Source organism: Bradyrhizobium sediminis, assembly GCF_018736085.1.
GTDB lineage: Bacteria > Pseudomonadota > Alphaproteobacteria > Rhizobiales > Xanthobacteraceae > Bradyrhizobium > Bradyrhizobium sediminis.
The window spans coordinates 4,671,913-4,697,791 of record NZ_CP076134.1; the positions used below are offsets into that span (position 1 = coordinate 4,671,913).

At 64.7% G+C, this 25,879-nt stretch carries 25 protein-coding genes; 21 read left to right on the plus strand and 4 right to left on the minus strand.

Annotated elements, in window-relative coordinates; translation table 11 throughout:
- Positions 1-350: 350 nt before the first annotated feature.
- Genes KMZ29_RS22470 through KMZ29_RS22480 form a run of 3 tightly spaced genes read left to right on the plus strand, consistent with a single transcriptional unit; the run spans position 351 to position 3,043 of the window.
- Positions 351-911, plus strand: a complete 561-nt coding sequence (locus KMZ29_RS22470) for a MarR family winged helix-turn-helix transcriptional regulator (RefSeq protein WP_215621254.1) — start codon at positions 351-353, stop codon at positions 909-911.
- Entirely contained in the window at positions 908-1,630 is a 723-nt protein-coding gene (locus KMZ29_RS22475) for a response regulator (protein WP_215613222.1), read from the plus strand. Before KMZ29_RS22470 ends, KMZ29_RS22475 begins: the two co-directional genes overlap by 4 nt.
- Before the next feature lie 24 nt (positions 1,631-1,654).
- Positions 1,655-3,043, plus strand: a complete 1,389-nt coding sequence (locus tag KMZ29_RS22480) for an ATP-binding protein (protein ID WP_215603417.1) — start codon at positions 1,655-1,657, stop codon at positions 3,041-3,043.
- A gap of 170 nt (positions 3,044-3,213) precedes the next feature.
- Here KMZ29_RS22480 and KMZ29_RS22485 read toward each other — a convergent pair whose 3' ends face one another.
- Together KMZ29_RS22485 and KMZ29_RS22490 are read right to left on the minus strand one after the other, a co-directional pair.
- Positions 3,214-3,774 carry a DUF3617 domain-containing protein gene (locus KMZ29_RS22485; protein WP_249779763.1) on the minus strand — a complete coding sequence of 187 codons (561 nt, stop codon included), beginning with the start codon at positions 3,772-3,774 and terminating at the stop codon, positions 3,214-3,216.
- Positions 3,775-3,817: 43 nt separating this feature from the next.
- Entirely contained in the window at positions 3,818-4,108 is a 291-nt protein-coding gene (locus tag KMZ29_RS22490) for a hypothetical protein (RefSeq protein ID WP_215621255.1), read from the minus strand.
- A 166-nt stretch (positions 4,109-4,274) separates the two neighbouring features.
- Here KMZ29_RS22490 and KMZ29_RS22495 point away from each other — a divergent pair, with 166 nt between their 5' ends.
- The 5 genes from KMZ29_RS22495 to KMZ29_RS22515 all read left to right on the plus strand — a co-directional run bounded on the left by KMZ29_RS22495 (position 4,275) and on the right by KMZ29_RS22515 (position 8,239).
- Complete coding sequence (locus KMZ29_RS22495) at positions 4,275-4,745, plus strand: hypothetical protein (RefSeq protein WP_215621256.1); 471 nt, start codon at positions 4,275-4,277, stop codon at positions 4,743-4,745.
- Between the two features lie 128 nt (positions 4,746-4,873).
- Positions 4,874-5,578 (plus strand): ribonuclease T2 family protein, encoded by a 705-nt coding sequence (locus tag KMZ29_RS22500; RefSeq protein WP_215621257.1) that lies wholly within the window; start codon positions 4,874-4,876, stop codon positions 5,576-5,578.
- A 48-nt stretch (positions 5,579-5,626) separates the two neighbouring features.
- Positions 5,627-6,487: a 23S rRNA (adenine(2030)-N(6))-methyltransferase RlmJ gene (locus KMZ29_RS22505; protein ID WP_215621258.1), complete on the plus strand. Its 861-nt coding sequence runs from the start codon at positions 5,627-5,629 to the stop codon at positions 6,485-6,487.
- Between the two features lie 287 nt (positions 6,488-6,774).
- Complete coding sequence (locus tag KMZ29_RS22510) at positions 6,775-6,987, plus strand: cold-shock protein (protein WP_027536987.1); 213 nt, start codon at positions 6,775-6,777, stop codon at positions 6,985-6,987.
- A 185-nt stretch (positions 6,988-7,172) separates the two neighbouring features.
- Positions 7,173-8,239, plus strand: a protein-coding gene (locus KMZ29_RS22515) for an IS630 family transposase (protein ID WP_215620268.1) whose coding sequence is annotated in 2 segments (ribosomal slippage) — positions 7,173-7,662 and positions 7,662-8,239 — 1,068 coding nt in all. Because the reading frame shifts where the segments join, the coding sequence is not laid out codon by codon here.
- Positions 8,240-8,370: 131 nt separating this feature from the next.
- On the opposite strand, the gene KMZ29_RS22520 is transcribed toward KMZ29_RS22515, so the two are convergent.
- Positions 8,371-8,994 carry an outer membrane protein gene (locus tag KMZ29_RS22520; protein ID WP_215621259.1) on the minus strand — a complete coding sequence of 208 codons (624 nt, stop codon included), beginning with the start codon at positions 8,992-8,994 and terminating at the stop codon, positions 8,371-8,373.
- A 280-nt stretch (positions 8,995-9,274) separates the two neighbouring features.
- Here KMZ29_RS22520 and uvrC point away from each other — a divergent pair, with 280 nt between their 5' ends.
- The 8 genes from uvrC (at position 9,275) to KMZ29_RS22560 (ending at position 17,814) form a co-directional block, all read left to right on the plus strand.
- Positions 9,275-11,365, plus strand: coding sequence for an excinuclease ABC subunit UvrC (gene uvrC / locus KMZ29_RS22525; protein ID WP_215621260.1), 2,091 nt, complete (start codon positions 9,275-9,277; stop codon positions 11,363-11,365).
- A 92-nt stretch (positions 11,366-11,457) separates the two neighbouring features.
- The gene (gene pgsA / locus KMZ29_RS22530) at positions 11,458-12,075 is read left to right on the plus strand and encodes a CDP-diacylglycerol--glycerol-3-phosphate 3-phosphatidyltransferase (RefSeq protein ID WP_215621261.1); all 618 of its coding nucleotides are present in this window, start codon (positions 11,458-11,460) and stop codon (positions 12,073-12,075) included.
- The gene (moaD, locus tag KMZ29_RS22535) at positions 12,072-12,323 is read left to right on the plus strand and encodes a molybdopterin converting factor subunit 1 (RefSeq protein ID WP_215621262.1); all 252 of its coding nucleotides are present in this window, start codon (positions 12,072-12,074) and stop codon (positions 12,321-12,323) included. The genes pgsA and moaD overlap by 4 nt, the downstream gene beginning before the upstream one ends.
- Before the next feature lie 4 nt (positions 12,324-12,327).
- Positions 12,328-12,795, plus strand: coding sequence for a molybdenum cofactor biosynthesis protein MoaE (locus tag KMZ29_RS22540; RefSeq protein ID WP_215621263.1), 468 nt, complete (start codon positions 12,328-12,330; stop codon positions 12,793-12,795).
- Entirely contained in the window at positions 12,795-13,757 is a 963-nt protein-coding gene (prmB, locus tag KMZ29_RS22545) for a 50S ribosomal protein L3 N(5)-glutamine methyltransferase (RefSeq protein WP_215621264.1), read from the plus strand. The genes KMZ29_RS22540 and prmB overlap by 1 nt, the downstream gene beginning before the upstream one ends.
- 125 nt (positions 13,758-13,882) lie before the next feature.
- Positions 13,883-15,229, plus strand: coding sequence for an omega-aminotransferase AptA (gene aptA, locus KMZ29_RS22550; RefSeq protein WP_215621265.1), 1,347 nt, complete (start codon positions 13,883-13,885; stop codon positions 15,227-15,229).
- A 242-nt stretch (positions 15,230-15,471) separates the two neighbouring features.
- Complete coding sequence (locus KMZ29_RS22555; protein WP_215621266.1) at positions 15,472-16,944, plus strand: EAL domain-containing protein; 1,473 nt, start codon at positions 15,472-15,474, stop codon at positions 16,942-16,944.
- 15 nt (positions 16,945-16,959) lie between these two features.
- A complete protein-coding gene (locus KMZ29_RS22560; RefSeq protein ID WP_215621267.1) occupies positions 16,960-17,814 on the plus strand; it encodes a TIGR01459 family HAD-type hydrolase in 855 nt (284 codons plus the stop codon).
- 74 nt (positions 17,815-17,888) lie between these two features.
- On the opposite strand, the gene KMZ29_RS22565 is transcribed toward KMZ29_RS22560, so the two are convergent.
- Positions 17,889-18,284 carry a response regulator gene (locus tag KMZ29_RS22565; RefSeq protein ID WP_215613236.1) on the minus strand — a complete coding sequence of 132 codons (396 nt, stop codon included), beginning with the start codon at positions 18,282-18,284 and terminating at the stop codon, positions 17,889-17,891.
- A gap of 287 nt (positions 18,285-18,571) precedes the next feature.
- Between KMZ29_RS22565 and KMZ29_RS22570 the strand changes: the two genes are divergently transcribed.
- The 5 genes from KMZ29_RS22570 (at position 18,572) to KMZ29_RS22590 (ending at position 25,849) form a co-directional block, all read left to right on the plus strand.
- Positions 18,572-19,555 (plus strand): bifunctional riboflavin kinase/FAD synthetase, encoded by a 984-nt coding sequence (locus tag KMZ29_RS22570; protein ID WP_215621268.1) that lies wholly within the window; start codon positions 18,572-18,574, stop codon positions 19,553-19,555.
- A gap of 202 nt (positions 19,556-19,757) precedes the next feature.
- Positions 19,758-22,817: an isoleucine--tRNA ligase gene (ileS, locus tag KMZ29_RS22575; RefSeq protein WP_215621269.1), complete on the plus strand. Its 3,060-nt coding sequence runs from the start codon at positions 19,758-19,760 to the stop codon at positions 22,815-22,817.
- Between the two features lie 155 nt (positions 22,818-22,972).
- Positions 22,973-23,470, plus strand: coding sequence for a signal peptidase II (gene lspA, locus KMZ29_RS22580; protein ID WP_215621270.1), 498 nt, complete (start codon positions 22,973-22,975; stop codon positions 23,468-23,470).
- An 88-nt stretch (positions 23,471-23,558) separates the two neighbouring features.
- Entirely contained in the window at positions 23,559-24,260 is a 702-nt protein-coding gene (locus KMZ29_RS22585) for a hypothetical protein (protein ID WP_215621271.1), read from the plus strand.
- Between the two features lie 191 nt (positions 24,261-24,451).
- On the plus strand, positions 24,452-25,849 hold the full coding sequence (locus KMZ29_RS22590; RefSeq protein WP_215621272.1) for a M16 family metallopeptidase: 1,398 nt from the start codon (positions 24,452-24,454) through the stop codon (positions 25,847-25,849).
- Positions 25,850-25,879: the final 30 nt, after the last annotated feature.

Below are 25,879 nucleotides of genomic sequence, written 5' to 3' on the forward strand. Positions count from 1 at the left end.
GGCTCTCCGGGCCTGCTCGAACGAAACTCCCATGGGCTCTCTCCCGGATTGACGCTGGTCTCGCGTCTGCGCCGTGGCGCTGTTAGTGACGCCTGGCCTTGAGCTGGCCGGCCTTGCGGCCGGGCTCCCCGCCGGCACGTCCTTAGGACATGCTTTTGTGGAATGCGGAAGTCCAGTATGTTTGCCGAAATGCCGCTCGACAATCGTACGGTCAACAATTCACGGCCTTGTTCGCACTCGACCGCCACTTCAGGCCTTGTCCGGCCCCTTGGAACTCTACCGCGTTCGATACGACTTAATATTTCGTCGCGGCTGACAGTTTTGTAACATTGAACCCAAGATACGTCAACATGGCTGACATAAATTTCTCGGCATCCTCCACCGACCCTGATTCGAGGGCCGGCGAGGCGCGATCGCCCGCCCCGGGCCAGGCCGATTTGCGCTGGGATATCATCGAGCTGCTGTTCTTCGCCTACCGGGACTTCGTCGGCGACGCCGATCACGAATTGGAGGCGTTCGGGTTCGGGCGGGCGCATCACCGGGTGCTTCACTTTGTCCACCGCTATCCCGGGCTGAAGGTCGCCGATCTCCTCGACGTGCTGCGCATCACCAAGCAGTCGCTGGGGCGGGTGCTCAAGCAACTGCTCGACGAAGGCTATATCGTGCAGCGGACCGGCAACAACGACCGGCGGCAGCGCCTACTCTACGCCACCGCCAAGGGCGAGGCGCTGGTCGGCAAGCTCGCGGGATTGCAGACCGACCGCATCAACCGCGCGCTGCGGGACATCACGCCCGACGGCGCCGATGAGGTCCGCAAATTCCTGCGTGCGATGATCGATCGCGACGATCCCGACAAGGTGCTGGCGACGATTCTCGGCACCGGCAACGCAATTGCAAAGGACCAGGCGTGATCCAGGCTGCCACCCTCGCGCGGACGCCGCCGAAACCGGCCGACGACGCCCCGCATCTCTTGCTGGTCGACGACGACCGCCGCATCCGCGATCTGCTGTCGCGCTTCCTCTGCGGCGAAGGTTACCGCGTCACCACGGCGATGAGCGCCAGCGACGCCCGCGCCAAGCTGCTCGGCCTGCATTTCGACCTGTTGATCCTCGACGTGATGATGCCCGGCGAAACCGGGTTCGATCTCGCCCGCTTCATCCGCACCTCGTCCTCGGTGCCGATCATCATGCTGACGGCGCGCCACGAGGCGGAAGCCCGCATCGAGGGCCTGCAGATCGGCGCCGACGATTACGTCGCCAAGCCGTTCGAGCCGCGCGAGCTGGTCTTGAGGATCGGCAACATCCTCAAGCGCACCGCGCCGCCGCCGGTGGAAACGCTCGAGCAGGTCGCGTTCGGGCCTTACGTCTACCACCTCGACCGCGGCGAGCTGCGCCAGGGCGAGGAGATCGTCCATCTCACCGACCGCGAACGCGAGATGCTGCGCATTCTCGCCAGCGCCCCGGGCGAGACCGTGCCGCGCAGCGCGCTCACCGGCGACGGCTCCGTCAACGAGCGCGCGGTCGACGTGCAGATCAACCGTCTCAGGCGCAAGATCGAAAAAGATCCGGCCAACCCCCTGTTCCTGCAGGCGGTGCGCGGCGTCGGCTATCGCCTGGTCGCTTCCCCTTGAACCCTTTCCAGTGAAACCAGCCCGATGAGCACGCTCGATACCGGCCTGACGCTGATCCGCACCGCTTCGCGGCGCGTCTCCGCGGCCAATGGCTGGATGGGCAACGCGTTCAAGAGCTGGATGCCGACCGGGCTTTATGCCCGCGCGCTGCTGATCATGATCGTGCCGATGGTGGTGCTGCAGTCGGTGGTGGCGTTCGTGTTCATGGAACGGCACTGGAACACGGTGACGCGGCGGCTCTCCGCCGCGGTCGTGGCCGATGTCGCCACCCTGATCGACGTCTACAAGGTCTATCCGCAGGACAAGGACCGCGCGCAGCTGCGGCGCATCGCCCAGCAACGGCTGGGGCTGGTGGTCGATTTCCTCCCGGTCGGCGACATGCCGCCGCCCGGCCCGAAGCCGTTCTTCTCGCTGCTCGACCAAACGCTGTCAGTGCAGCTCGGCCGGCAGATCGCAAAGCCGTTCTGGATCGACACCGTCGGCCGCTCCAATCTGGTAGAAATCCGCATTCAGCTCGACGACGCGGTGATGCGGATATTCGCGCAGCGCAGCGCCGCCTATGCGTCGAATTCGGAGATCTTCATCTTCTGGATGCTGGGGACCTCGTCGATCCTCCTGATCGTCATGGTCTTGTTCCTGCGCAACCAGATCAAGCCGATCCTGCGGCTGGCGGATGCCGCCGAAAGTTTCGGCAAGGGCCGCGAGGCGCCGAACTTCCGGCCCCGCGGCGCGCGCGAAGTGCGCCGCGCGGCGCACGCTTTCCTGGAGATGAAAGCGCGCATCGAGCGCTCGATCGAGCAGCGCACCGCGATGCTGGCCGGCGTCTCGCACGATCTGCGCACCATCCTGACCCGCTTCAAGCTGGAACTGGCGCTGATCGGCGACAGTCCCGAGGTCGACGGCATGCGCAAGGATGTCGACGAGATGTCCGGCATGCTGGAGGCCTATCTGGCGTTCGCGCGCGGCGACAGCGGCGAACACGCGCAACCGACCGATATGGCGATGGCGCTGGAGGAATTGCGCAGCGACGCCGAGCGCAACGGCCACACCGCGACGGTATCGTTTCACGGCCTGCCTGTGGTGACGGTGAAGCCGGCGTCGTTCAAGCGCTGCCTCGCCAACCTCGTCTCCAACGCGGCAAGGCATGCCAGGACGATCGCGATCACCGGCCATCGCGACCACCGTTACCTCACCGTGACGGTCGACGACGACGGGCCGGGCATTCCGCCTGACATGCGCGAGGAGGTGTTCAAGCCGTTCCTGCGGCTCGACGACGCCCGCAACCAGGACGAGGGCGGCACCGGCCTGGGCCTGGCGATCGCCCGCGACATCGCGCGCTCGCATGGCGGCGACATCACCCTCGGCGACAGCCCGCTGGGCGGGTTACGCGCGACGGTGCGGGTGCCGGTGTAGCAACTTCTTCTCCCTCTCCCGCTTGCGGGGGAGGGCCGGGGTGGGGGTGCCGCCGCATCATCGGCGCCAGAGTTCGCGGAGAGATTTCCCCCACCCGCGCGCTCTGGCGCGCAATTGCGCTGCCGAGCGCGCGACCTCCCCCGCAAGCGGGAGAGGTAAGAACAACTCCGCTACTTCGGCAGCTGCTTCGGGATCATGCCCTTCAGCTTTTCCATGTCCATGATGTTCATCTTGATGCCGCCGGGCATCACGATGTCGCCGGGCTTCTGGTCGGGCTTGCAGGCGCCCAGCCACTTCGCCTCGATCGTCGTGGTCGAATCGCGCGGCACAGTGGCGGCGGGAGCGCGCTCACTGTGCGAGGTGGACTTGACGGTGTAGGCGGAATTGAAGTCGCCTGATATCTCGGCATGCGAGGTGATCGTCATGCCGGCGACGCTACAGACGGAATCGGTGACATAGCCGGTCGCGGTCTTCTGGATGTCCTGCTTCGAACATATCTCCTTCGAGGCAGGCGAGAAGGACGAACTCATTTCCTTGTCGGTGGCCGCGTCGGTGCAGTGCTGGATCGTCATCTCCGGCATCGGCGAGCCGGTCCGCAACGTCTTCATCTCCCACAGGCCCGCCTTGCGCACCGGCAATTCCGCCGCGCGCGCCTCGAGCGCCGGCAGCGCGGCCAGAAGGCAGGAGCCCAGACAGAAGGCAAGACAGAAGGAAAGCAGCTGTCGCGTCATGCTTCGCGCTCCCGGCAGGTTTCCGTCGGATCGGTAGTCCGGTTCAGTAGTTGGCGCGCACCGGCCCACCGGCCGCGCCATACGGCACCCAGCGGCAGGCGAAGGAGATGTAGCCGCCCTCATCAGGCTGCACGGCGAGGAACTTCACCACCTTGCCGTAAAACGCGCAGTGGTCGATCGCTCGCGCGCGAATATCCATCTGCGACGCCAGCGAATAGGCGATGATACCGCCGGTGTCGTTGCCCTTGATCGGCGGCACCCATTGGGCCTGCGCCGGCGCGCACGCCAGCATCCCGCACATGGCAACCAGGCTCGCGGCCCCGAACTTTCGCATCGCAGACTCCATTTGGCTGGAAGACACCTTAAGGCGCATCGGCCGCCGTGAAAAGAACGGGTAACGGCCGAAGGCACACTAATCGGCGGGTGTTGCCGCGTTGCACTTGACCTCGTGCGGGCTTCGCGGCACCGTCCGAGGCGTTGGAACATCCGGCGGATAGCCCATGCGCGACTTCTTCACATCCCTGAAACGACCCGCTCTCGGCACCGCGTTCGGCGTCATGCTGGGGCTGTTGTCGTTTGGCCAGGCGGCCGAAGCCGCCAATCCGCTGGAGCTGAATTTCGGACTGTTCGGGCCGCGCTACGACGGACGGGTCAAGGAGTGCACTGCCGCACTTGGCACCATCACCAACCAGTTCTGGGAGAAGGAAAGCACCTACTGGAACTCGTCGCTGCGGATCACCGCCTACGGCCAGGTCCATGAAACCGCGTTCCGGCCCTGGCAGTCCGACAACATTCCGCGCCGCTATTGCAGCGCCGACGTGATGCTGAGCGACGGCAAGATGCGCCAGGTGCACTACTCGATCATCGAAGACGGCGGCTTTGCCGGCTTCGGCCAGGGCGTCGAATGGTGCGTCACCGGGCTCGACCGCAACTGGGCCTATAATCCCAGCTGCAAGGCCGCTAGGCCCTGAACTGTACCCGGACACCGTCAACCTGACCCAGCCCTTTCTTTGCATGGGGTCGTTTTCGCATTTTTGTTCTTGAAATGTTCCGCTCGCCTGCTAGGCTCCCGGGCGGTTTCGGGTATGGGAGCGTCGCCATGTTTCGTCCTTCGCGGATTTGGATTTCGCAGGCCTTGATCTCATTCGGTCTGTTCGCCGCGGCCGCCCTGACCGGCATCGCGGGACCGGCTTCGGCGCAGGATCGCCGCCAGAATGCTCCCGGCGAGTTCGATTTCTACGTGCTGTCACTGTCCTGGTCGCCCTCCTACTGCGAGGAAGCGGCCGAGCGCGGCAACAACGGGCGTTCGCAGCAGATCCAGTGCGGCCGGCCCTACACCTTCGTGGTCCACGGGTTGTGGCCGCAATATGAGCGCGGCTTTCCCAATTACTGCCTGCGGCCGTCGCCGCGGCTCGATCGCAATATCATGACGTCGATGCTGGATGTGATGCCGGCCCCCGGGCTGATCTTTGCCGAATGGGACAAGCACGGCACCTGCTCCGGGCTCGGCGCGCGGGCCTATTTCGAGACCATCCGCAAGGCCCGGGCCGCCGTGAAGATTCCGCCGGAATATCTCGAATTGGCCGCCGAGAAGACCCTGGCACCGGCCGAGATCGAGGAAGCCTTCATCAAGGTCAATCCGGGCTTGAGCGCCTCCGCGATTGCGGTGGTCTGCGGCAAGAGGCGGCTCAGCGAGGTGCGCATCTGCATGAGCAAGGATCTGCAGTTCCGCGCCTGCGAGGAGACCGATCGCCGCGCCTGCCGCCGCGACGAGGTGGTGATGCCGCCGATGCGGGGCGGCTGAGGAATGACGTGGGTTACTTTCGTCGCCTGATGTCGTAACCCCTCTGCCATGAACTACCGTCACGCCTTTCATGCAGGCTCGTTCGCCGATGTCATCAAGCACATCGTGCTGGTGCGCATGCTGACCTATCTGCAGGAAAAGCCGGCGGCGTTTCGCGTCATCGACACCCATGCCGGCGCCGGGGTCTACGATCTCACCTCGGAGGAAGCGCGCCGCGGCGGCGAGTGGACCACGGGAATTGCGCGCATCATGCAGGCGCGGTTCTCGGAAACGACCGCACCGCTGATCAAGCCTTATCTCGACATCGTCAGGGCCTTCAATCCGCAGCGCGACCTCGTGGCCTATCCCGGCTCGCCGCTGATCGCGCGAGCGCTGCTGCGGCCGCAGGATCGGCTGACCGCCTGCGAGGTCGAGCCGAAGGCGCGCAAGCGCCTGATCGAGGCGCTGCGGCGCGACACCCAGGCCCGGGTGGTCGACCTCGACGGCTGGATGGCGCTGCCGGCCTTCGTGCCACCGAAGGAGCGGCGCGGGCTGATTTTGATCGACCCGCCCTTCGAGGCAAAGGACGAGTTCGAACGGCTGGCCGACGGCTTCGCCGGGGCCTTCGCGAAGTGGCCGACCGGCAGCTACCTGCTGTGGTATCCGGTGAAAAGCCGGCGCGCCACCGACGAGCTGGCGCGGCATGTCGCCGGGGTGGCCAGTTCCACAGCACCGCCGGGAAAATGCCTGCGGCTGGAATTCAGCGTGGCGCCGCAGGTCGCAGGCGGCGGCCTGACCTCGACCGGCCTGTTGATGGTCAACCCGCCATGGACGCTGATGGGCGAGTTGAAGGCGATCCTTCCCGAACTGGAAAAGCCGCTCGGCCAGGGCGGCGCCGGCCGCTTCCGGCTGGAGGTACCCAAACCGTAGTAAGCCCGAGGCCCCCGGGGCTGCGGCGGACGGCCACCCGCAAAAGTCCGATCAGAACGGTAGGCAATTTGCCGGGAACTATATTATGCTCCGCCCTACAGGGACTGGCTTACGTTCCGCTTTCGCGAATGGAAGCGGCGGAGTGACAAGGCCTCGTAGAATGCCAAGACGGATCGGCGTGACGGCCTAATCCGCAAGTGGCCAAGCTCTCCGGCAGCGAATGTCCGGTCGGGCCGCTGCGCGCGAGACGCGCAGCAGCTGGAGCAATACGGGGGAGGAGTTTCCCGATGGCCATGACGGGTACGGTCAAGTTCTTCAACGGAGAACGTGGCTATGGCTTCATCAAGCCCGATGACGGCGGTCGCGATGTGTTCGTGCACATCACCGCGGTGGAGCGGGCCGGGTTGAAGGATCTGACCGAAGGACAGCGCATCACCTTCGAGGTCGAGCCGGACAAGAAGGGCAAGGGCCCGAAGGCGGTCAACCTCGTGATTTCCTAGCGCCGCGTTCAAAATCATTTTGACGAAATCGGGCTGCTCACTTCGTCATGCCCGGGCTAAAGCGCCAACGGGTCCGCGCGTAGCGCGGCCCTATGATACCAACGGCCGCGGCTTTTGACTCATTTTGGGATTCCCAAATCAGAGAAACTCTGACTCGATGTTTGCTTTTGAGAGGAGCAGCATCGATGGGTGGAGCGGTTAGGATCCTACGGCTTGATTTGACGGCAAAGGACCTTCGTGCGGCGGCGGGCCGGGAGAAGGATGGTTCAGCAGCACGGCGGATGTTGGCTCTTGCGATGGTGCTCGATGGGATGGATCGCAAGTCGGCGGCGGAGAGCTGCGGCATGGATCGCCAGACCCTGCGGGATTGGGTGCATCGCTACAACGCTGAGGGCTTGGACGGCCTGCACGATTTGAAGACGCCAGGTCCCACGCCAAAACTCACAGCGGAGCAGCAAGCCGAACTGGCCAAGCTGGTTGAGGCCGGGCCCGATCCGGCTCGCCATGGGGTAGTGCGCTGGCGGCGCGTGGATTTGCGCGACGAGTTGCAACGGCGCTTTGGCGTCGCATTGCATGAACGCTCGGTCGGCAAGGTGCTGGCGAAGCTCGGCTACCGCCGGCTCTCGGTGCGTCCGCGCCATCCGCAGGCCGACGAAGAAGCCCAGGAGGCCTTTAAAAAAACTTTGCCGCAACGGTCGCGGCGCAACTCCCCGACCGCGCGAAAGACAAACCCATCGAAATCTGGTTCCAGGACGAAGCCCGCATCGGCCAGCAAGGGACGCTGACCCGCGTCTGGGCCAAGCGAGGAACACGGCCTCGTGCGCCACGCGACCAACGCTACGAGTGGGCTTACATTTTTGGCGCCGTCTGTCCGCAACGCCGAGCTACGGCGGCGCTCGTCCTGCCCGCCGCCGATACCGATGCCATGTCCATGCATCTGGCCGAAATCGGCCGCCGTGTTGCGCCGGGAGCACATGCTGCGCTCGTCATTGATGGCGCAGGCTATCACGTCGCGGCGCGTCTCTCCGTTCCAAGCAACATCACGCTCGTCCGCCTGCCGCCCTACGCTCCAGAGCTGAACCCGGTCGAGAATGTCTGGGAATATCTGCGCGGCAACAAACTCGCCATCACCGTGTTCGAAAGCTACGACGACATTGTCGACAAATCCTGCGCTGCTTGGCGCTTCTTCGCCGACGACCCCGAGCGCGTTGCCTCAATCACATCCAGAACCTGGGCGACGGTCATTCCTTGAGGCCGTTGGTATGACAGGCTCCGCGCGTCTTCGCGCAGATGACACGGGCATCCAAACGCGCATTTTGAGACCGCAAAAAAATCCCGGCCGCTGCAAGCGGCCGGGAGGTTAAGATGGTCCAGTTTTCTTGTTTAGAAGTGATAGTTCACGCCGGCGCGCACCAGGCCGAAGCGATATCCGTTCGACGCCCCAGTGATGGTGAAGTTGGAGTTGGCGAGATCGACGTAGAGATATTCGATCTTGGCGCTCCAGTTCTGGGCGAGGCCGAACTCGGCGCCGGCGCCCACGGTCCAGCCGGCGTTGGTATGAGTCTCCGACAGCCCGAAGGTCTCGCCGCGCAATTCGCCGAACGCCAGACCGCCGGTGCCGAAGAACAGGATGTTGCTGAAGGCGTAGCCGACCCGGCCGCGTACCGTACCGAACCACGGATTCGAGAATTTCCAGGGTGCGAAGGTTTCATCGGCGCCGGTCGCCTGGATGTCGGCTTCGGCGCCGAACACCCACGGGCCGGTCTGCCAGTTGTAGCCGCCCTGCACGCCGCCCGCGAAACCCGACGGCTTGGTCGGGTTGTTGTCGACCTTGCCCCAGGCATAGCCGATATTGCCGCCGAGATAGGGGCCGGCCCAGCTATAGGCATTGAGCGGCTGGTTGACGGTATAGGGAGCCCGCGTTCCGTAATTCATGTCGGCCGCCTGCGCCGCCATGGTCCAGCCTGCGGCGACCAGCGCCACCGCGCCCGATACGAACTTCTTCATCGCACTCTCCCAACGCAACTGCCGTGACCTTCCGCTTCGAAAGGCGCCCGGCGGGGCGCGATGCGAAGCCGCATGGTTACGGAACTCGATCTTTTTCTGATAAGATTTATCGAGAGTTTTAAGTTAAAGGCTTGTTAAGGCCGGTTACCGCCCGCTCATCATTCTTAACAAAGCGTTACGCGGCGGATCCGGCGCGCCGGATCGCAGCGGCGGAGGCTGCGCCTTCCGTCCCCGCCGCAACGCTGGCGATGCCCGGCCCCAGCGCTTAAGTATTCGGCCGATGGACAACGATTCTACCGACAATCCCAAGGTTTCCGCCCCGCGGACGGCGCGGCGCGGTTCCGGTCCGGCCTCCCGGCCTGCGGATCTGCCGCCGCCGCACCCGGCACTGGAGGATATCGACCCGGCGACGGCGGGCATCGAAGAGGACGACGAGGCGCGGCTGCCGGAGGCCCCGGACGAATCAGCCGAAGCGCTGCCGGAAGGCCGGCTCGCGTTCGGCCATGCCGCGATCGAGCAGGCAGTGCGGCTCGCGCCGACCTCGCCCGGCGTCTACCGCATGCTCAATGCCGGAAACGACGTGCTCTATGTCGGCAAGGCGAAAAACGTCCGCAAGCGGCTCTCCTCCTATGCGCGGGTTTCGGCGCCGCAGCCGGCGCGCATCCTGCGCATGATCGCCGCCACGGTTTCGGTCGAGATCGTGTCGACCTCGACCGAAACCGAGGCGCTGCTGCTGGAAGCCAATCTGATCAAGCAGCTGCGGCCGCGCTTCAATGTGCAGCTGCGCGACGACAAATCGTTTCCCTATATCCTGATTACCGGCGACCACTGGGCGCCGCAGATCCTCAAGCATCGCGGCGCACAGTCGCGACCCGGACGGTACTTCGGTCCATTCGCCTCGGCGGGCGCGGTCAATCGTACCATCACCGCGCTACAGCGCGCCTTTCTGGTGCGCTCCTGCACCGACGCGTTCTTCGAAAGCCGCACCCGGCCCTGCCTGCTCTATCAAATCCGCCGCTGTGCCGGGCCTTGCACCGGCGAGATCGATTTTCCCGGCTATACCGAACTGGTGCGCGAGGCGACGGATTTCCTCTCCGGCCGCAGCCGTGCGGTGAAGCAGGAGCTTGCCGGCGAGATGGAGAAGGCTTCGGCCAATCTCGCCTTCGAGACCGCGGCACTTTACCGCGACCGGCTCGCCGCCCTGTCCGCGATCCAGTCGCAGCAGGGCATCAATCCGCACACCGTCGAGGAAGCCGACGTCTTCGCCATCCATCAGGAGGGCGGCTATTCCTGCATCGAGGTGTTCTTCTTCCGCACCGGGCAGAACTGGGGCAACCGCGCCTATTTTCCCCGCGCGGAGAAATCCTTCACCCCGGAAGAGGTGCTGTCCTCTTTCCTCGCCCAATTCTACGACGACAAGCCGCCGCCGAAACTCATCCTGCTGTCGCATGCGATCGAGGAGACCGGGCTCTTGGCCGATGCGCTTTCGATCAAGGCCGGATTCAAGGTGGAGATCGCCACGCCCCGGCGCGGCGAAAAGAAGGAGCTGATCATCCACGCGCTCACCAATGCGCGCGAGGCGCTGGGCCGCAAGCTGGCCGATACCGCCACCCAGGGCCGGCTGCTGCAGGGGCTGGTCGCCACGCTCGGGCTGACGCATCCACCGAAGCGGATCGAGGTCTACGACAACAGCCACATCCAGGGCACCAACGCGGTCGGCGCCATGATCGTGGCGGGGCCGGATGGCTTCATCAAGAACCAGTACCGCAAGTTCAACATCAAGTCCGAAGGCCTGACGCCGGGCGACGACTACGCGATGATGCGCGAGGTGCTGCAGCGCCGCTTCAAGCGGCTGATGGCGCAGGCCGCCGAAGGCGACGCCGCCAAAGCCAAAGCGGACGACGATTCGTTTCCGCAATGGCCCGACCTCGTCATCATCGACGGCGGCCGCGGCCAGCTCAACGCCGTCCGGGAGATCTTCGCCGGCCTTGGACTGACCGGGGTAGCGCTGCTGGCGGTGGCCAAGGGCCCGGACCGCGACGCCGGCCGCGAGACCCTGTTCATGCCGGACAAGGAGCCGCTGAAGCTCGAGCCGCGCGACCCCGTACTGTATTTCATCCAGCGGCTGCGCGACGAGGCGCACCGATTCGTGATCGGCTCGCACCGCAAGCTGCGCAAGAAGGACATTCGCGAAGCCGGCCTGCAGGAGATCCCCGGCATCGGACCGTCCCGCAAGCGGGCCTTGCTGCACCATTTCGGAACGTTGAAGGAGATCGAGCGGGCCTCGATCGCCGATCTCGGCAAGGTTCCGGGCGTCAGCGCCGAAAGCGCCCGCAAGATTTTCGAGTTTTTCCACGCGCAGCCGGGATAGGGGCGGTTTCGCGTGCCAGATTTGCGTCGTCTGCAAGGGATCATGGGCGCCGCACGGTTGACCTCCAGGCTTGGGCGGTATTGGTAAGACAGATGAACATCGCGACCACAAAGGGGACGGCCAGGAGCTCGCTGTCCCTGCCGAATATCCTGACCTACGGCCGGATCGCCGCGATTCCGGTGGTAATCGGCTGCGTCTTTGCCCAATCCGTGATGGACGGCCCGTTGTGGCTGCGCTGGGTGGCGCTGGCGGTATTCATTGCGGCCGGGATCACCGATTATCTCGACGGCTATTATGCGCGGATCTGGGATCAGCAGTCGGCCTTCGGCCGGATGCTCGATCCAATCGCCGACAAGCTTTTGGTCGCATCCTGCCTGTTGATGCTGGCGGCGGACTCCAGCATCCACGGCTGGACGCTGTGGGCGGCCATCGTGATCCTGTGCCGCGAAATCCTGGTGTCGGGCCTGCGCGAATATCTCGCCGCTTTGCGGGTCAGCGTACCCGTCACCAGGCTCGCGAAATGGAAGACCACCATCCAGCTGGTCGCGATCGGATTCCTGATCGCCGGCGAAGCCGGCGAGATGATATTGCCCGCGACCACGCTGATCGGCATCGCCCTGCTGTGGTTGTCGGCGATCTTCACCATCTACACCGGCTGGGACTATTTCCGCGCCGGCATTCATCATCTCATCGAGGAGGATGGGGGATGAAGGTCAAGTATTTCGCCTGGGTGCGCGAACGGATCGGAAAAGCCGAGGAAACGATCGAACCGCCACCCAATGTGCGCACCGTAGACGATCTGATCGCCTGGCTGGCGGGCCGCGGCGAGACCTACGCTTACGCCTTCGAGAAGCCCAAGGTGATTCGCGCCGCGATCGACCACGCCCACGTCAAGCCGGACGCCGCGATCGCCGGTGCCCGTGAGATCGCCTTTTTTCCGCCGATGACCGGCGGCTGATCCGATGACCGCGATCGTCACCGTCCGCATCCAGGAGGCCGATTTCGACATCGGCCGCGAGATCGCGGCGATGACGAGCGCGCGCACCGACATCGGCGCCGTCGTCAGTTTCTCCGGAATCTGCCGCGGCAGCGAAAACGGCGAGAGCATCGCCGCGCTGACGCTCGAACATTATCCGGGCATGGCGGAAGCCGAGATCATGCGGCACGCCGAGACCGCGATGGCGCGCTGGCCGCTGACCGGGCTGACCGTGATCCATCGCGTCGGCCGCATCGCGCCCGGTGAAAATATCGTGCTGGTGCTGACGGCTTCCGCCCATCGGCAGGCGGCGTTCCAGGCGGCGGAGTTCTTGATGGATTACCTGAAGGCCAATGCGCCGTTCTGGAAGCGCGAGGAAAGCGCCGCGGGCACGAGTTGGGTCGAAGCGCGCGGCCATGACGACGACGCCGCCGCGCGCTGGACCAAATCCTGATGGCCAGGCGCTCGAAACCGGCAGCCAAGCGGCCCGCCGCCGCCAAGCTCCCCAAGGTCGCATCCGGCGAATTGCTGACGCTGCTCGATTTCGTGCGCTATGCGACGAGCCGCTTCGTCGAGGCCAAACTGGCGTTCGCGCACGGCACCACCGATCCGGTGGCGGAAGCCGCCTTCCTGGTCTGCGAAACGCTGCATCTGCATCCCGACCAGTTCGAGGCCTTCGCGACCGCGCGGGTCACGGCGCAGGAGGCCAGGGCGATCCTCGACGTGATCGCGCGCCGCGTCGCCACGCGGAAACCGGCCGCCTATCTCGTCAACAGGATCTACATGCGCGGCCTGCCGTTCTATGTCGACGAACGCACCATCGTGCCGCGCTCCTTTATCGGCGAGTTGCTGGACTCCCATTTCGGCGGCGAGGATGACGACGCCGGCGGCTCGCTGATCGACGATCCGCGGGCGATAGAAAGCGTGCTCGACCTCTGCACCGGCTCGGGCTGTCTTGCGATCCTCGCCAGCCGGCGATTCCCCAATGCCCGGATCGACGCGGTGGATATCTCCAGGGACGCGCTGGCCGTCGCCGCGCGCAATGTCGCCGATTACGGCCTGCAGGACCGGGTGACGCTGCACCGGGGCGACCTGTTCAAGCCGGTCGGCGGCAAGCGTTACGACCTGATCATTTCCAATCCGCCCTATGTCGACGCCGAAGGCATGGCCGGTCTGCCGCGCGAATGCCGCGCCGAGCCGAAGCTCGCCTTCGACGGCGGCGCCGACGGGCTCGACATTGTCAGGCGCATTCTCGATGAGGCCGGGCGGCACCTGACGCCGCAGGGCGGGCTGTTGTGCGAGATCGGCCGTTGCCGGCCCGCGCTGGAGGCCGCCTACCCGCAGCTCCCACTGCTGTGGCTCGACACCGAGGAGTCCGACGGCGAAGTATTCTGGATCGCCGCCGCCGATCTCTGAGCGCACAAACCGTCCTCAATCCGCCCGATTGAGCGGAAATATTGCGGTGCATTGGCGTTCCCGTCGCGCGGCGAAGCTGATAGCCTGTGCAAATAGCGCCACGCCCCAAAATTGAAGAGGCCCCCATGCTGGACAAGAGCCCGAAGCCCACCGCCGTCAACGTCCCCAACGACCTTGCCGCGCACTGGATGCCGTTCACCGCCAACCGTGCGTTCAAGAAGAACCCGCGGCTGCTCGCCGGCGCCAAGGACATGCATTATTTCACCGTCGACGGCCGCAAGATCATCGACGCCGCCGCGGGCATGTGGTGCTGCAATGCCGGCCATGGCCGCAGCCAGATTGCGGAAGCGATCGGCAAGCAGGCCGTAGCGCTCGACTACGCCCCGCCGTTCCAGTTCGGCATTCCGCAGGCCTTCGAACTCGCCAGCCGGATCGCCGATCTCGCGCCCAAGGGCCTCGATCACGTGTTCTTCTGCAACTCCGGATCGGAGGCTGCCGATACCGCGCTCAAGATCGCGCTGGCCTATCACCAGACCCAGGGTCAGGGCACCCGCACCCGGCTGATCGGCCGGGAGCGCGGCTATCACGGCGTCGGCTTCGGCGGCACTTCCGTCGGCGGCATCGTCAATAACCGCAAGATGTTCGGCACGCTGCTCGCCGGCGTCGATCACCTGCCCCACACCTATGACCGCGACAAGCAGGCCTTCACCAAGGGCGAGCCGGAATATGGCGCACACTTTGCCGACGAACTGGAGCGGCTGGTCAATTTGCACGGCGCCTCAACCATCGCCGCCGTGATCGTCGAGCCGATGGCGGGATCGACCGGCGTGCTGCCGGCGCCGAAGGGCTATCTCAAGCGGCTGCGCGAGATCACCCAGAAGCACGGCATTCTCCTGATCTTCGACGAAGTCATCACCGGCTACGGCCGGCTCGGTTTTGCGTTTGCCGCCGAACGCTACGGCGTATTGCCGGACATGCTGACCTTCGCCAAGGGCATCACCAACGGTGCGGCGCCGATGGGCGGCGTGCTGGTGCGCGACACCATCCACGACGCCTTCATGAGCGGCCCGGAACACATGGTCGAACTGACCCACGGCTACACCTATTCGGCGCACCCGATCGCCTGCGCCGCGGCGCTCGCGACCCTCGATATCTACCGCGACGAGAAGCTGTTCGAGCGCGCCAACAAGCTCGAGCCGAAATTCGCCGACGCCGTGATGTCGCTGAAGAACGAGCCCAATGTAGTCGACATCCGCACCGTCGGCCTGACCGCCGGCATCGACCTCGCGTCGCGCCCGGATATGCCCGGCAAGCGCGGCTTCGACGGGCTGAACAGCGCCTTCCACGACAACGACCTGATGCTGCGGGTCGCTGGCGACACCCTGGCGCTGACGCCGCCCTTGATCGTCACCGAAGACCAGATCGGCGAGATCATCGCCAAGGTCGCCAAGGTGATCCGCGCAGTAGCGTAGCTCCGCCGCGGCTTCTTCACCTCGCCCCGCTTGCGGGGCGAGGGAGAGCACTTCCGCCGCCGAGCCAGAATAAGCTTGAGCCGGAGGACAGTTCCTCGCCGTTCAAAATAACACTAGCCCTGCGAATCAACATTGATGCTAAGCTTGCGCCGCTTGGGGGAGCGCACGATACGACCGATGCCTGATGGTTGCGCGTTTTCCGAAAGCGGGGGCAGTCTGGTCTTGAGGGCGTTGCGCGCGACATGATCCGCATTTCCACGATTTTCATCGCCATCTGCATGGTGCTGGTGGCAGCCTCCCTCGGCCTGATCCTGTATTCGGTGGCGGGCATCAGCGGATCGGAATCCGCGATCGTGGCGCTGACCGCGCTGACGTTCCTGATCCTCTACAACGCCGTGTCGATGCGGCTGCGCGACCGCACCGACGTCGGCGGCCAGATCGCCGACCTGTCGCGCGGCACCGCCGACCTCGCACGCCAGGTCGCCGAATTCGGGCGCCGCCTCGCTGCCGTCGAGGGCCGGGTGGTGTCGGCCAATTCGGCCGGCGCCGACCGCATCCAGGCCGTGGTCGGCGAAATCAACGAGCTCGGCATGCTGGTCAAGCAGCTCGCGGTCTCCGTCGCCAGCCATGACGACCTGCTGGCCTCGGGCGCCGCCGCCGCAGCTCAGCCACCGGCCAGGCCGGACAACGAAGCGCAGGAGGAATCGCCGCTCGCCGCCGAGGAAACCGGCACCGCAGCCGAGGCCCCTGCCGTAGCAACCGTTGCCGCGGCAGCCCCCACTCCCGCCGCCCCTGCCGCCGCCGGGACCGCGCCTTCGCGCAGCCAGGCGCAGCTGCTCGCCGCGGTCAAAAGCGCGGTCGAGGAAAACCGCATCGATATCTATCTGCAGCCGATGGTGACGCTGCCTCAGCGCAAGGTGCGCTTCTACGAGGCGGTGACGCGGCTGCGCGACGACAGGGACCAGATTCTCGCCGCCGAGGATTTCATCGCCGTCGCCGAAGCCGGCGGGCTGATCGGGCGGATCGACAACATGGTGATGCTGCGTTGCGTGCAGGTGCTGCGCCGGCTCATGGTGCGCAACAAGGATGTCGGGATCTTCTGCAATGTCGCCGCGGCGACGCTCGGCAATCCCGCCACCTTCGCGCACTGCCTCGATTTCCTCGAAGCCAATCGCGCGCTGGCGCCGTCCTTCGTGCTCGAATTCAAGCAGGCGACGTTCCGCAACCTCGGTCCGACCGAGACCGAACATCTCGCGGCGCTGGCGCAGCGCGGCTTCCGTTTTTCGATCGATCACGTCACCGACCTGCGGATCGAGCCGCGGGAACTTGCCGACCGCGGCGTCCGCTTCATCAAGGTGCCGGCGTCGCTGCTGCTGGACCCGAAGCAGACCTCCACATCCGACATTGACCCCTCGGACCTTTCCGACCTGCTCGGCCGCTTCGGCATCGACCTGATCGCCGAACGGATCGAGGGGGAACGCGCCGTGGTCGATCTGCTCGACTATGACGTGCGGTTCGGACAGGGATTTCTGTTTGCACCGCCCCGGCCGTTGCGGCCGGAGGGGGCATCTGCTACCGGCGGGGCCACTCCAGACAAGGCGCAGGAACCCAATGGCTCCAGCAATACGACTCCGCTCAACAGTCCGGCCATCGAGCCCCCGCCGCGGGCAACCGGCAATGCCGCACTGGCGCGCCGCGCCGCCGGACCGGGCTGACCGGCGTTCCCCGTCATGACGGCGCTGACGTTCGTCGAGAAGCTGCGCGACCTCGTTGATGGCGTCGACGTCGTGCTCTCCGATATCTGGGGCGTGGTTCACAACGGGCTCGAGGCCTTTCCCGAAGCCTGCGAGGCGCTGCATACGTTTCGTGCCCGGGGCGGCGCGGTCATTCTGATCACCAACGCGCCAAGGCCCGCGGACTCCGTGCAGCGGCAATTGCGCAAGATGGGGATCGCCGACGAGACCTATGACGCCATCGTCAGTTCAGGCGACCTGACTCGGCATTTCGTCGCCGGCCATCCGGGCAAGAAGATGTTCTGGCTCGGCCCGGAGCGCGACAACTCGATCTATCGCGGCTTGGATCCGGTGCTCGCGCCGCTGGAGCAGGCCGACTACATCGTCTGCACCGGCCTGTTCGACGACGAAACCGAATCCGCCGAGGACTATCGCGGGATGATGCTGAAGGCCCGCGAGCGCAAGCTGACGCTGATCTGCGCCAATCCCGACATCGTCGTCGAGCGCGGCGACCGACTGATCTATTGCGCCGGCGCGATCGCTGAACTCTACCGCGAACTCGGCGGCGAGGTGATCTTCTACGGCAAGCCGCACCGGCCGATCTACGAACGCGCCATGGAGCTCGCCGCCGAGCGCCACAACCATCCGATCGAGCTCAACCGCGTGCTGGCGATCGGGGATTCCGTGCGGACGGACCTGGCCGGCGCGCACGGCTTCGGCATCAATTGCCTGTTCGTGACCCGCGGCATCCACTCCGAGGAGTTCGAGGGCATCGACCAGCTCGACCCGGCGTCGGTGAAGGAATTGTTCGGCCATCCGCCAAAGGCGCTGACGCGGGAGCTGAGATGGTAGGCGGGTTCTAGCCGTCAACTTGGATGCGTCGTCCCGGCATTCGCGGGACGACACCCGAAGGTGTGTTGCGCGCGTTACGCGTTCGCCATGTCCGGGAACACCGCCTCGATCTTGGTCTTCAGCGTGGCTGCGTTGAACGGCTTGACGATGTAATTGTTCACGCCGGCCTTCTTGGCGGCGATGACGTTTTCGGTCTTGGATTCGGCCGTGATCATGATGAACGGGGTGGTGGCGAGATTGGGGTCGGCGCGAACCTCCCGGAGCAGGTCGTAGCCGGTCATCGGCTCCATATTCCAGTCGGAGATCACCAGCCCGTACTTCTTGCCGCGCATCTTGTTGAGCGCCGCCGATCCATCGTTGGCGTCATCAATATTCTCGAAGCCGAGCTGCTTCAGAAGATTTCGGATGATGCGGATCATGGTGCTGTAGTCATCCACCACCAGAACCGGCATCGACAGATCAACCGCCATCTTCACTCCCCTACACGACGCTTACGCCACAAACCATCGACAGGGCTGCGCTACCCGCAGTCCTCCTCCAATCAGTAGCATCAGGCGTTAAACAGCCCGTTAACCGACCTCTGCGGGAAAAATGGGCAAGATACCCGCTCTGCGGCGGCCCGGGCCCCGCTTGACTTCATCGGGGCCGCCACGTCACGGTCCCGGCCCCACCCGCGTTTGTTGTTTTGACGCGTTTTCCTGACGCAAACCGGTACCCACTTCGCTTGAAAACGCTATAGGCCGAAGAACCCCTGAAAATGACGCCTGGCTTCTTTGTTATCCGCGACACCACGCCCGCGACCGCGATTCCCCGGGGGGCCGTGGTGGCGATGGGCAATTTCGACGGCGTCCACCTCGGCCACCGCGCGGTGATCGAAGCCGCCCTGCAGATGGGGCGCGCCCATGGCCGGCCCGCGCTGGCTGTGACCTTCGAGCCCCACCCGCGCCGCTATTTCAGCCCGAACACCCCCCAGTTCCGGCTGACCGACGAGGCCGCCAAGCTCAGGCTCTTGGCCGGGACCGGGCTTTCCGGCGCGGTGGTGATGACCTTCGACAAGGGCCGCGCCGGGACCACCGCGCAGGATTTCATTCACCATGACCTGATCGAACGGCTCGGAATCAGCGGGATTGCGGTCGGCTACGACTTTCATTTCGGCAAGGGCCGGGTCGGCTCGCCGAGCCTTCTGGTCTCTGAAGCCCCCCGGCTCGGCATCGAGGTCGACGTCCAGGCCCATGTCGATATCGAGGAACGGCCGGTCTCCTCCAGCGCGATCCGGATGGCGCTGGCGGAGGGACAGATCGGCGACGCCACCACGATGCTCGGCGGCCCGTGGTTCATTACCGGCGAGGTGATCCATGGCGAGAAACGCGGCCGCGATCTCGGCTATCCCACCGCCAATATCCGCCTCGACAAGAATTGCGGGCTCAAGCACGGCATCTATGCGGTGCGGGTCGGCCGCGGCCAAGGAAAAGATCAGGTGCGGATCAATGGCGTGGCCAGCTTCGGCCGCCGCCCGACCTTCGACAATGGTGCGCCGCTGCTGGAGGTCTTTCTGTTCGACTTCAAGGGCGACCTTTATGGGGAGACGCTGGATGTCGCCTTCATCGCCTTCATTCGCGAGGAATTGAAGTTCGACTCGGTCGAGGCGCTGGTGACCCGGATGGACGATGACAGCGCCATCGCCCGCGCGGCCCTGGCCGCCGCGCCGGACGCCTTCCCGAAGCTCGGGGTGGTCGGTTGATCGCCTGCCGGATCGCCGGACGGCGGGGCTTTGCGATTCCCCCGGCCGGCTGCTATGGAAAGCCCATGTTTGCGCGGCGCACCATCAGCATTAGCGGCCCGGCTTCCGCCTGAGTTTCGGCTCGGCGCAAGACCGGGATTTCCCTCGTTCATCCGCGAATGAATCGCGTTTCCAGCGCCCTTCGAGCCAAACCAGAGCATTCATGTCCGAAAAGCCGCAAAAGTCCGACGCATCAGATTATTCCAAAACCCTGTTCCTGCCGCAGACGGAATTCCCGATGCGCGCCGGCCTGCCGCAGCGGGAGCCGGAGATCCTGGCCCGCTGGAACGAAATCGGCCTCTACGATCAATTGCGAAAGTCCGCCGCCGGCCGGGCGAAATTCGTGCTGCATGACGGCCCGCCCTATGCCAACGGCAACATCCATATCGGGCACGCGCTGAACAAGATCCTCAAGGACGTCGTGACCAAGAGCCAGCAGATGCTCGGCTTCGATTCCAATTACGTGCCGGGCTGGGACTGCCATGGCCTGCCGATCGAATGGAAGATCGAGGAAGAGAACTACCGCTCCAAGGGCAAGCAGAAGCCGGACTTCAAGGACTCCGCCGCCATGGTGGCGTTCCGCAGGGAGTGCCGCGCCTATGCGACGTACTGGCTCAATGTGCAGCGCGAGGAATTCAAAAGGCTCGGCATCATCGGCGACTGGGATCATCCCTACGCCACCATGAGCTATCCCGCCGAGGCGCAGATCGCGCGCGAACTGATGAAGTTCGCCGCCAACGGCACGCTCTATCGCGGCTCCAAGCCGGTGATGTGGAGCGTGGTGGAAAAAACCGCGCTGGCGGAAGCCGAAGTCGAATACGAGGACTACACCTCGGATACGGTGTGGGTGAAGTTTCCGGTTAGGCGGATCGAAGGAGCCGCTCAAGGCGGACGCCTTGAGACCGGCAAACCAATTCCCTCGATGACCACGAGCGAGATGTGGCTTCAGGGCGCGTCAGTTGTCATTTGGACGACTACTCCATGGACACTGCCTGGAAACCGAGCCATCAGCTACTCTCCCAAGATCTCATACAGTGTGTACGAGGTAACGGAGGCTCCTGCGGATAATTGGGCTAAGCTTGGAGAGAAATTTGTCTTGGCTGATCGACTAGCTGAGGACGTTTTCAAGCAAGCGCGCGTAACGAAATTTGAGAAGCGCCGAGCTATCACTGCGGCGGACTTGGCTAGGGTAATCTGTGATCATCCATTGAATACCAACCAAGACGGTTACGAATTCGCGGTCCCGCTTCTCTCTGGCGAGCACGTCACCGACGACACCGGCACCGGCTTCGTCCACACCGCGCCCGGCCATGGCCGCGAAGATTTCGATGTCTGGATGGCAAGCGCCCGCGCGCTGGAAGCGCGCGGCATCAACACCACCATCCCCTACACCGTCGACGAAAACGGCGCCTTCACCGATCACGCCCCCGGCTTCACCGGCAAACGCGTCATCAACGACAAGGGCGAAAAGGGCGACGCCAACGAGGCCGTGATCAAGGCGCTGGTCGAGGCCGGCATGCTCTTGGCGCGCGGCCGGCTCAAGCATCAATATCCGCATTCATGGCGGTCGAAGAAGCCGGTGATCTTCCGCAACACGCCGCAATGGTTCATTGCGATGGACAAGGACATCGTCGACGGCGGCAAGGCCAAGCCCGGCGACACGCTGCGCGCCCGCGCGCTGCGTGCGATCTCGGTGACGCAATGGGTGCCGCCGGCGGGCCAGAACCGCATCAACGGCATGATCTCGGGCCGGCCGGACTGGGTGATCTCGCGGCAGCGCGCCTGGGGCGTCCCGATCGCGGTGTTCGTGCGCGAAAAGGGCGACGGCTCCGCCGAGATACTGCAGGACGAAGTGGTCAATCAGCGCATCACCGAAGCCTTCATGGAGGAAGGCGCCGACGCCTGGTACATGGACGGCGCCCGCGAACGCTTTCTCGGGGATCGCGCGGCCGAGGACTGGAAGAAGGTCGACGATATCTGCGACGTCTGGTTCGATTCCGGCTCGACCCACGCCTTCGTGCTGGAAGACCGCCAGAATTTCCCCAGCCTCGGCAACATCGTCCGCAAGGTCGATGGCGGCCAGGACACCGTGATGTATCTGGAAGGTTCGGACCAGCATCGCGGCTGGTTCCATTCCTCGCTGCTGGAGAGCTGCGGCACCCGCGGCCGCGCGCCCTACGACGTCGTGCTGACGCACGGCTTCACGCTCGACGAGAACGGCCGCAAGATGTCGAAGTCGCTCGGCAACACCGTCGAGCCGCAGAAGGTGATGAAGGACTCCGGTGCCGACATCCTGCGGCTCTGGGTCTGCGCCACCGACTACGCCGACGACCAGCGCATCGGCCCGGAGATCCTGAAAAACACCATCGAGACCTACCGCAAGCTGCGCAACTCGATCCGCTGGATGCTCGGCACGCTGGCGCATCTTAAGCCCGGCGACGAGGTCAATCGCGCCGACATGCCCGAGCTCGAGCGGCTGGTCCTGCATCGCCTGGCCGAAGTCGACGCCATCGTGCGCAAGGCCTATGCCGAATTCGACTACAAGACGGTGGTGGCGACGCTTGCGGCGTTCATGAACACCGAGCTGTCGGCGTTCTATTTCGATATCCGCAAGGATACGCTGTACTGCGATCCGCCGTCTTCGCTGGCGCGCAAGGCCGCGCTCACCACGGTCGATATCCTGTGTGACGCGATCCTGAAATGGCTGGCACCCGTGCTCAGCTTCACGGCTGACGAGGCCTGGGTAAACTACCGGCCCGAAGGCACCCGGTCGGTGCACCTCCTCACCTTCCCGACGGACCTCGGCGCCTATCGCGACGATGCGCTGGCGGCGAAATGGGAGATCATCCGCAACGTCCGCCGCGTCGTCACCGGCGCGCTGGAAGTCGAACGCGCCGCCAAGCGCATCGGCTCCTCGCTGGAGGCCTCGCCGCTGGTCTATGTCTCGGACCAGAAGATTTTCGAGACGCTGTTCGATATCGATCTGGCCGAGGTCTGCATCACCTCGAACGCGATGGCGACCAATGACGAGGCGCCGGCGGCCGCGTTCCGCCTCAACGAGGTGCCCGGCGTCGCCGTCGTGGTCGAGAAGGCCGTCGGAACGAAGTGCGCGCGGTCGTGGAAGATACTGCCCACCGTCGGCGAGGATGCCGAATATCCCGACGTCTCGCCGCGCGACGCAAAGGCGCTGCGCGAATGGAAGGCGCTGGGAGTGACCGTGTAGTTCTTGTCGTCCCCGCGAACGCGGGGACCCATGACCACCGGCGTCAGCGATAGACAAAGGAAGATGAAGAGTAGTCTTTCCAAACAGAACCGGCACGGCGTGTGGGTCCCGGCGTTCGCCGGGACGACATCTTATTTTGCGGCGACGGGGTCGCCATGAACTCCCACCTCCGCGCCGGGGTGATCGCCGCCATGGTCGCGCTCGTGCTCGACCAGGCGTCGAAACTCTGGCTGCTGTTCGTGTTCGACATCGCCCGCCGCGGCGCGGTGAAGGTCACGCCATTCTTCGACCTGGTGCTGGCCTGGAATACCGGCATCAGCTACGGCTGGTTCCAGAGCGAAAGCCAGTTCACCCAGATCGTCCTGATGATCGTCAAGGCGGTGGCGGTGGCGGTTCTGGCGGCCTGGATGGCGCGGTCGCGGACCCTGCTGGTGACCGTCGCCCTCGGCCTGATCATCGGCGGCGCCATCGGCAACGCCATCGACCGCTTCGCCTATGGCGCGGTAGTCGATTTCGCCCTGTTCCACCTCCAGATCGGGGGAAAAACCTTCAATTGGTACGTGTTTAACCTTGCCGACGTGGCGATTGTTGCCGGGGTAGCGGCCCTGCTGTATGATTCTTTGTTAGGGGTACCCGCCGCAAAAGCGCCCTGATCCCGGCTGATACGAGCCCTCCAGGCAGGAACGAAGCTGCGCCTCACATCGGCGCCCCTCGCGAAGATTTTTGAACAGGAACAACGCGATGCGCGACACCGAAGCCAGCGGTTGGATTGTGCAAAACCCGTGGAGAGTGCTGAAGCTTGCCGCCGTCGCGCTGGGCATCGGTCTCGTGATGACATCAGGCGCTGTGCGCGCCCAAGACGATGAAGAGGACGACAAGACCTTCGAGGAGAAGATCATCGAAGGTATCATGGCCGGCATCGGCGGCACCAACATGGAGAACCGGGGTATCGAGTACCGCGAGCGGTCGCCGCTGGTGGTGCCTCCCAAGCTCGCCCTGCCGCCGCCGGCTTCCACGTCGGCCGAGGTGAAGGCGCCGAACTGGCCGAAGGATCCGGATGAAGCCCGGCGCAAGGCTGCAATCGCGGCCCGCAAGAAAGAGAACAAGGATCCTCAGCACTCGGCCCGCATCCTGACGCCGAGTGAACTCAATGTCGGCCGAACCGCCGCTCCGGCTCGCAAGGACAATGACCCGATCCAGCCGGGCACTTCGTCCAATCCGATGCTCAGCCCATCGCAGCTTGGTTACGACGGCGGATTGTTCAGGAACATGTTCGGCGGCAACGCCGCCGAAACCGCGCCCTTCCAGGGTGAGCCGACGCGGGACTCCCTGACCCAGCCACCGACTGGCTACCAGACCCCATCGCCGAATTTCGCCTACGGCACCGGACCGAAGGAATCGCTCAACAAGCAATACGACGTAATGTCGGGTAAAGAGCGTTGAAACTGGGCGCCAGCCGCATGGGCGGCCGCGCCAGCTTCAGGACGCGCCGGTTCCCGCCCGGCATCGTGCGTCGGAATGACGAGCGGCAACGCGTCGAACCGAAAGCCGCTTTGCACCATCGAATTTTCTCGAGCGAGGAAGGACCGGCCGCAATCAGCGAATATCCAGGCTGACTGCCGTCAACACACGTCATGACTTCACGACTTCGAATAGCAATCCGCCTCGCTTCGACGCTGGCATTGCTCATTGTGCCGCCGCTGGCCCTGCAGCGCGCCAGCGCCCAGACCACCGTTACCTCCGAGCGTCCCGCCACCTTCACGCTCCCCAACGGCCTACAGGTGCTGGTGATCCCGGATCACCGCACACCCGTCGTCACCCAGATGATCTGGTACAAGGTCGGCTCCGCCGACGAGACGCCCGGCAAATCCGGCCTCGCCCACTTTCTCGAACATCTGATGTTCAAGGGCACCGCCAAGCATCCGGCCGGCGAGTTTTCAAAGACCGTGCTTCGGATCGGCGGCAACGAGAACGCCTTCACCTCGACCGACTACACCGGCTACTTCCAGCGCGTGCCGCGCGAGCAGTTGGCCAAGATGATGGAGTTCGAGGCCGATCGTATGACCGGCCTGATCCTGAAGGACGAAAACGTGCTGCCGGAACGTGACGTCGTGCTGGAAGAATTCAACATGCGGGTCGCCAACAACCCCGACGCGCGGCTGACCGAGCAGATCATGGCGGCGCTGTATCTCAATCATCCTTACGGCCGTCCGGTGATCGGCTGGCGCCAGGAGATCGAAAAGCTCGACCGCGAAGACGCGCTGGCCTTCTACAAGCGCTTCTATGCGCCGAACAATGCGATCCTGGTGATCGCCGGCGACGTCGATGCCAAGGATATCCGCCCGATGGTGGAGCGGACGTTCGGCGATATCCCGGCGCAGCCCGCGATCCCGGCGCACCGGCTGCGGCCGCAGGAGCCGGTGCCTTCGGCGCCGCGCACCGTGACGCTGTCCGACCCCCGCGTCGAACAGACCAGCGTGCGCCGCTATTATCTCGTTCCCTCCGCCAACACCGCCGCCGTCGGCGAAAGCCCGGCGCTGGACGTGCTCGCGCAACTGCTGGGCAGCGGCGCCAACTCCTATCTGTATCGCGCGCTGGTGATCGACCGGCAGCTCGCCGTCAGCGCCGGCGCCGGCTATCAGGGCACATCGCTCGATGCGACGCAGTTCATGATCTCGGTCTCGCCGAAGCCCGGTGTGGATTTTTCCCAGATCGAGCAGGTGATCGACAGTGTGATTGCGGACATCGGACAAAACCCGATCCGCGCCGAGGACCTCGAGCGCGTCAAGACCCAGCTGATTGCGGAAGCGATCTACGCCCAGGACAATCAGGCGACGCTGGCGCGCTGGTACGGCGGTGCGCTGACCTCCGGCCTGAGCGTCGACGATATCCGGAGCTGGCCGGACCGCATTCGCACCGTGACCGCCGAACAGGTCCGCGACGCCGCACAAAAATGGCTCGACAAGAAGCGATCGGTAACGGGCTATCTGGTCAAGGATGCCGCGCCGAAACGCGAGGAGAAGCGTTCGTGAATTTTGCCAAGGCCTTTCTCAGCGCTAGCG